The following is a 5,163-nucleotide window of genomic DNA, read 5'->3' as shown; positions in this document are numbered from 1 at the left end:
CCCGGGCAGTGCCCGGGCCGGGGCCCCTCGTCACACCTGTCGGCCGTGCCCCGCCCGGCCCGCGCCGTCGCGGGGGGCCGTGCAGACGACGTTCCAGTCGGGGGACACATGGGCCTCCACCACGTAGGACCGCTCCGCCCCGGGCACCGCGTCGCACATGCTTGCGTCGAGCTCGCCCTCGAACACCCGGAGCACCACCTCGCGGGCCGCGGGCTCCGCGCACCCGACCGGGTCCGGTTCCTCCTGCGCCGCGCCGGTCAGGCAGTCGCCGGCCCGTATGTGCAGCAGCCGCCAGTCGTCGACGACCACGAAGCCGCAGAGAGCGGCCAGCACCGCGACGCAGATGCCCCCGCACACCCGGTTGACCGTTTTGCGTATGTTCCGCATCCCCATCGGCACCCCCATGCCGATGATCCTGTCAGCCCGCCGCCCGCACGCCAACGCCGGAGGCCCCCACCGGCGGAATGCACCGCCGACAGGGGCCTCGACTGCTGCTGCTGCCTCTCCTGCTCGGCTCGGCGTCACGGGCGTCACGGCGGCCGGGACGCCAGAGGCACGCAGGTCCAGGGCACCGAGGTCGGCCAGGCCGTCACGCGCGACGAGGCGTGATGCCGGGGCGTCACACCCGTGACGCCCTGCCAGTCGCCCACTCTGGGATGCCCCGCTGAGCGGCGGGCGCGAGCGCAGCGAGCTGCCAAGGGTCGGCGGCCGAAGGCCGCTCCGTCTAGTTGTCGAACCAGACGACGAGCCGGACGTACTCAGGGCCGTGCACGTCGGCGAGGGCCTTCATGGTCGCCCAGACCGGGGCCCACCTTCCGTCCTGGCTCAACGCCTCCCGACGGGTCATACGCTCCACCCGCGTGATCCGGTACTCGTGCACGCGGGCGTCGACGGGGAGGTTGGGCTCGTCCCAGTCGACGGCGGCCAGCTCCTCCCACCCGATCCAGGACGCGCTGTGGTAGAGGTACGGGTCATCCTCGTAGTAGCCCCGGACCTCCTCAGTCACGTCGGGCGGCAGCCCCCGCCCTTCAGCGAGGGGCCGGAAGCCGGAGTAATTCCGGACGCCGAACAGGCAGCCGAAGGCGTCGTAACTGTTTCCGTTGTACAGCAGAGACAGGTCGATGGCGGCATCCCAGCTCGAATCCTCCTCGTCGATGGTGCCGTACGTGACCCGACACTCGATGAACCCGTGTATGTCCGCTCCCATGACGACGCATTCTCATGTGCGGAGGGGCGACGCCCCAAAGGAGTTTTCTGCGCCAGGCCCGGCTCGGAAGCAAGATCCGAAAGAGACGGCCTTCTCCACCCACAGAGGCCCCTAGACGGGTGCTAGGTCCAGCAACAGGGGTCGCTGGGTCCAGCACCGGTCCTGGCAACTTGAAGGGTCGCTGACCTGGGATCCAGCAACTAGCAGGGGGTACGCGAAACCCCGGCATCCGACCGGGAACCGGGGTTTCGGGGCTCACCACCACTCGCTAGCCAGGCAGGGAGCCAGGGCGATCCGGCCCGAGTGTTGCTGACGCGTTCCCAAAGCTCCTCGCGTCTGGCCTCCAGGTAGACCAACACCGAAGTTGCGCCGGCGTCCGTTGCAGTCGTGTGCCACCAAGCACGCTCGTCCGGCGTCCAGAAACCATGGTCGACCACCACATTCTTTCCCGCGCGGAGTTGCTTCTGAAGCTCCAGAGAGACCTCTTCGAGAACCGGGCGCTCAAGGGCCGGAAACGTGCCTCGGGGGAAGTCGACTCCGTACACACCATGCCGACGGAACATCTCTTCATCTGGGCACAGCCTGACGAAGCCGCGGTCGGTAAGCGTGCGAGACAACGTCGTCCTCCCCGAACCGGGAAGCCCAGCCATCAGAACGCAGACCGGCCGGACAGAACCGGCGACGGCGGTCACTGGATGACCTCCGATTCCGTCTGCCACGTCCGCCCCGGGCTCCCAAGGTCCACGCCGTACTCCACGACGTCGCCCGCGCTGTTGACGAACTTCGCCATCATCACGACTACCGGCTCACGTGGGGGCATGGCGTCGTCCATCTCCAAGATTCAAGCCCCACGCCTTCCCCCGCATCGGATCCCGGCCCCTGGGCTCGTTCCAGCCGAGTCACATCTGCGGACGCTGCCCTGGATGCGCGCCGGCGGCCCGCCCATCACCAAGAGACTGCTCTTCACCGGCCCTTGGTGGCCATGTCTGGCGTAGGTCGCTGAATGAGGACCACTGGAAGCCCTCGCTCGCCGAGGTGGGAGTCATCCCCGCGGCGAAGAGCCGGGAGCACGCCGCCGCGCGAGAGCACGGCATGCACGCGCTGAGGCACTTCTACGCGTCCGTGCTGCTGGACGCGGGCGAGAGCATCAAGGCGGTGAGCGAGTACCTCGGGCACTCCGACCCGGGACTCACCCTGAAGGTGTACGCCCATCTGATGCCGAGCAGCCGGGACAGGGCACGGCAGGCTCTTGGCAGGGCCCTGCGGAGCCGGACGCTTCCCAGGGCTGAGGGCCCACAGTGGGACCAGGGCAAAAGAGCGCCCCCAACCCGCACCATGTGTGCAGGTCAGGGGCGTGATCGCTCTTCTTACTTCTTCTTGCCCTGGTTCTTGACGGCCTCGATGGCGGCCGCGGCGGCCTCCGGGTCGAGGTACGTGCCGCCCGGGTTGAGGGGCTTGAAGTCGGCGTCGAGCTCGTAGGAGAGTGGGATGCCGGTCGGGATGTTCAGGCCTGCGATGTCGGCGTCGGAGATGCCGTCGAGGTGCTTGACCAGGGCGCGCAGGGAGTTGCCGTGCGCGGCGACCAGGACGGTGTGGCCGTCGAGGAGGTCCGGGACGATCGCGTCGTACCAGTACGGGAGCATGCGGACGACGACGTCCTTGAGGCACTCGGTGCGCGGGCGCAGCTCCGGCGGGATGGAGGCGTAGCGCGGGTCCTCGGACTGGGAGAACTCGGTGCCGTCCTCGAGGGCCGGCGGCGGGGTGTCGTACGAGCGGCGCCACAGCATGAACTGCTCCTCGCCGAACTCGGCGAGGGTCTGGGCCTTGTCCTTGCCCTGGAGGGCGCCGTAGTGGCGCTCGTTCAGGCGCCAGGAGCGGTGGACCGGGATCCAGTGGCGGTCGGCGGCCTCGAGGGCCAGCTGCGCGGTGCGGATGGCACGCTTCTGGAGCGAGGTGTGCACGACATCGGGGAGCAGGCCGGCGTCCTTGAGCAGCTCACCGCCGCGGACCGCCTCCTTCTCGCCCTTCTCGTTGAGGTTGACGTCCACCCAGCCGGTGAACAGGTTCTTGGCGTTCCACTCGCTCTCGCCGTGGCGGAGGAGGATCAGCTTGTACGGTGCGTCGGCCATGCGTCCGAGCCTAATGGACGCGCCGGGGCCGCTGCGCGCGGTGTCCGGGGGCCCGGTGGATTGACGCCGGGCGTCAATCCGGTGGCCTGGGGCGGCCGGTGATCGTAGGGTCCAGGAGGCAGCAGGGCCACTTACATCGCCGGGGGGATTCCGTATGTCCGTGGGAAGTCTGAGACGTGCGTTGCGCGAGAGCGTGGCGGGGCTGCCACGGGAGTTCTGGTGGCTGTGGACGAGCACGCTGGTCAACCGGCTCGGGGCCTTCGTCGCCACCTTCATGACGCTGTACCTGACGCTGGAGCGGGGCTACTCGGCCTCGTTCGCGGGACTGGTCGCGGCCCTGCACGGGCTGGGCGGCGTGGTCTCCGCGCTGGTGGCCGGGGTGATGACCGACCGGCTGGGGCGGCGCCCGACGCTGATGGCGGCGAACGTCTCGACCGCGTTCTCGGTGGCGCTGCTGGGGTTCATGGAGCATCCGGCAGCGATCGCCGCGGTGGCGCTGCTGGTGGGCATGGCCTCGAACGCCTCGCGTCCGGCGGTGTCCGCGATGATGGCCGACATCGTCCGGCCCGAGGACCGGGTGCGGGCCTTCGCACTGAACTACTGGGCGATCAACCTGGGCTTCGCGATCAGCTCGATGACGGCGGGGCTGGTCGCCGAGTACAGCTACCTCGCCGGGTTCCTCGGTGAGGCGGCGCTGACGCTGCTGTGTGCGGTGCTGGTGTACGTGAAGCTGCCGGAGTCACGGCCCGACGCGGTCGGGGCGGCCGGGGCGGCCGGTGGCGGGGCCGCCCTCCCCGGCGAGCCGGCAGTGGGGCTGGGGAGCGTCCTGCGCGACGGGCGGTTCATGGGCGTGGTCGGGCTGTCGTTCCTGATCTCGCTGATCTTCACGCAGGGCTCGGTGGGGCTGCCGGTGGCGATGGGGGCCGCCGGGTTCTCGCCGGGCGACTACGGGCTGGCGATCGCGGTGAACGGCCTGCTGATCGTGGCCCTGCAGATCCCGGTGACCCGGTTCATCGAACACCGGAACCCGCAGATGCTGCTGGTGGTCTCGGCGCTGCTGGCGGGGTACGGGTTCGCGCTGACGGCCTTCGCGGGGTCGCTGTGGGCGTACGCGCTGACGGTGTGCGTGTGGACGCTGGCGGAGATCGTGAACTCGCCGACGCAGATGGGGCTGGTGGTGCGGTTGTCGCCGGTGCGGGGGCGGGGGCGCTACCAGGGGGTGTACACGATGTCCTGGTCGGTGGCGTCGCTGGTCGCACCGCTGATGGCCGGGCAGGTGATCGACCGGTTCGGGGCGGCGTGGCTGTGGGGCGCCACCGGTGTCCTGGGCACCGTGACGGCGGTGGGCTACTGGCTCCTGATGCGGCACCTCCCGCCCGAGCCGAAGCCGCCGACCGCCGCGGGCACCCCCGCCCCCGCCGCGGCCGAAGCCCCTGCCCCGGCCGCCTAGCCCCACTGGCCGCACCCGCCACCCCACGCAGTTCCCCGCGCCCCTCGAGGGGCTCTCCCCCAGTCCGCTGCCTGCGGACCGTGGGTGGTTGCTCGCGCAGTTCCCCGCGCCCCTGGGTGGCTCCCCCGGTCCGCTGCCTGCGGGTCGTGGGTGGCTGAGCGCGCAGTTCCCCGCGCCCCTGGGTGGCTCCCCCGTCCGCTGCCTGCGGGTCGTGGGTGGCTGAGCGCGCAGTTCCCCGCGCCCCTGGGGGTGCTGCCCTGATCCGTTGGGTGCGGCCAGCTTCCATGCGGTCCCGGACCCCCGCCAGGGGCGCGAGGACTGCGCGAACAACCACCCACCGCCCGCAGACGAGCGAACACCGTCGAAACCCCAGGGGC

5 protein-coding genes and 2 pseudogenes are annotated in these 5,163 nt (G+C 70.5%); 2 read left to right on the top strand and 5 right to left on the bottom strand.

The window, feature by feature from the left end; genetic code table 11:
• Positions 1-30 precede the first annotated feature (30 nt).
• The 4 genes and pseudogenes from ABZ924_RS34975 to ABZ924_RS34960 form a co-directional block, all read right to left on the bottom strand.
• A complete protein-coding gene (locus tag ABZ924_RS34975) occupies positions 31-387 on the bottom strand; it encodes a hypothetical protein (protein WP_361919140.1) in 357 nt (118 codons plus the stop codon).
• 337 nt (positions 388-724) lie between these two features.
• Positions 725-1,207: a hypothetical protein gene (locus ABZ924_RS34970; protein WP_361919138.1), complete on the bottom strand. Its 483-nt coding sequence runs from the start codon at positions 1,205-1,207 to the stop codon at positions 725-727.
• A gap of 308 nt (positions 1,208-1,515) precedes the next feature.
• Positions 1,516-1,914, bottom strand: a pseudogene (locus ABZ924_RS34965) (ATP-binding protein); the annotation flags it as partial.
• Positions 1,896-2,039: a hypothetical protein gene (locus ABZ924_RS34960; RefSeq protein ID WP_361919146.1), complete on the bottom strand. Its 144-nt coding sequence runs from the start codon at positions 2,037-2,039 to the stop codon at positions 1,896-1,898. The gene ABZ924_RS34960 and the pseudogene ABZ924_RS34965, both read right to left, overlap by 19 nt.
• Positions 2,040-2,118: 79 nt before the next feature.
• On the opposite strand from ABZ924_RS34960, the pseudogene ABZ924_RS34955 reads away from it, so the two are divergent.
• Positions 2,119-2,473 (top strand): annotated as a pseudogene (locus ABZ924_RS34955) (tyrosine-type recombinase/integrase); the annotation flags it as partial.
• 101 nt (positions 2,474-2,574) lie between these two features.
• On the opposite strand, the gene ABZ924_RS34950 reads toward ABZ924_RS34955, so the two are convergent.
• On the bottom strand, positions 2,575-3,336 hold the full coding sequence (locus tag ABZ924_RS34950) for a phosphoglyceromutase (RefSeq protein WP_361919136.1): 762 nt from the start codon (positions 3,334-3,336) through the stop codon (positions 2,575-2,577).
• Between the two features lie 154 nt (positions 3,337-3,490).
• Between ABZ924_RS34950 and ABZ924_RS34945 the strand changes: the two genes are divergently transcribed.
• Positions 3,491-4,786 (top strand): MFS transporter, encoded by a 1,296-nt coding sequence (locus ABZ924_RS34945; RefSeq protein WP_361919134.1) that lies wholly within the window; start codon positions 3,491-3,493, stop codon positions 4,784-4,786.
• Positions 4,787-5,163: the final 377 nt, after the last annotated feature.

The sequence above is a fragment of the Streptomyces sp. NPDC046876 genome (assembly GCF_040645035.1).
Taxonomy (GTDB): domain Bacteria; phylum Actinomycetota; class Actinomycetes; order Streptomycetales; family Streptomycetaceae; genus Streptomyces.
The sequence above is the reverse complement of the archived record's forward strand: the minus strand, read 5'-3'. Positions and strand labels throughout refer to the sequence as shown.

Excerpts from the sequence above, each read along its gene's own strand:
- ABZ924_RS34975 (WP_361919140.1), bottom strand. The coding sequence starts at position 387 with ATGCGGAACATACGCAAAACGGTCAACCGGGTGTGCGGGGGCATCTGC.
- ABZ924_RS34970 (WP_361919138.1), bottom strand. The coding sequence starts at position 1,207 with ATGGGAGCGGACATACACGGGTTCATCGAGTGTCGGGTCACGTACGGC.
- ABZ924_RS34960 (WP_361919146.1), bottom strand. The coding sequence starts at position 2,039 with ATGGACGACGCCATGCCCCCACGTGAGCCGGTAGTCGTGATGATGGCG.
- ABZ924_RS34950 (WP_361919136.1), bottom strand. The coding sequence starts at position 3,336 with ATGGCCGACGCACCGTACAAGCTGATCCTCCTCCGCCACGGCGAGAGC.
- ABZ924_RS34945 (WP_361919134.1), top strand. The coding sequence starts at position 3,491 with ATGTCCGTGGGAAGTCTGAGACGTGCGTTGCGCGAGAGCGTGGCGGGG.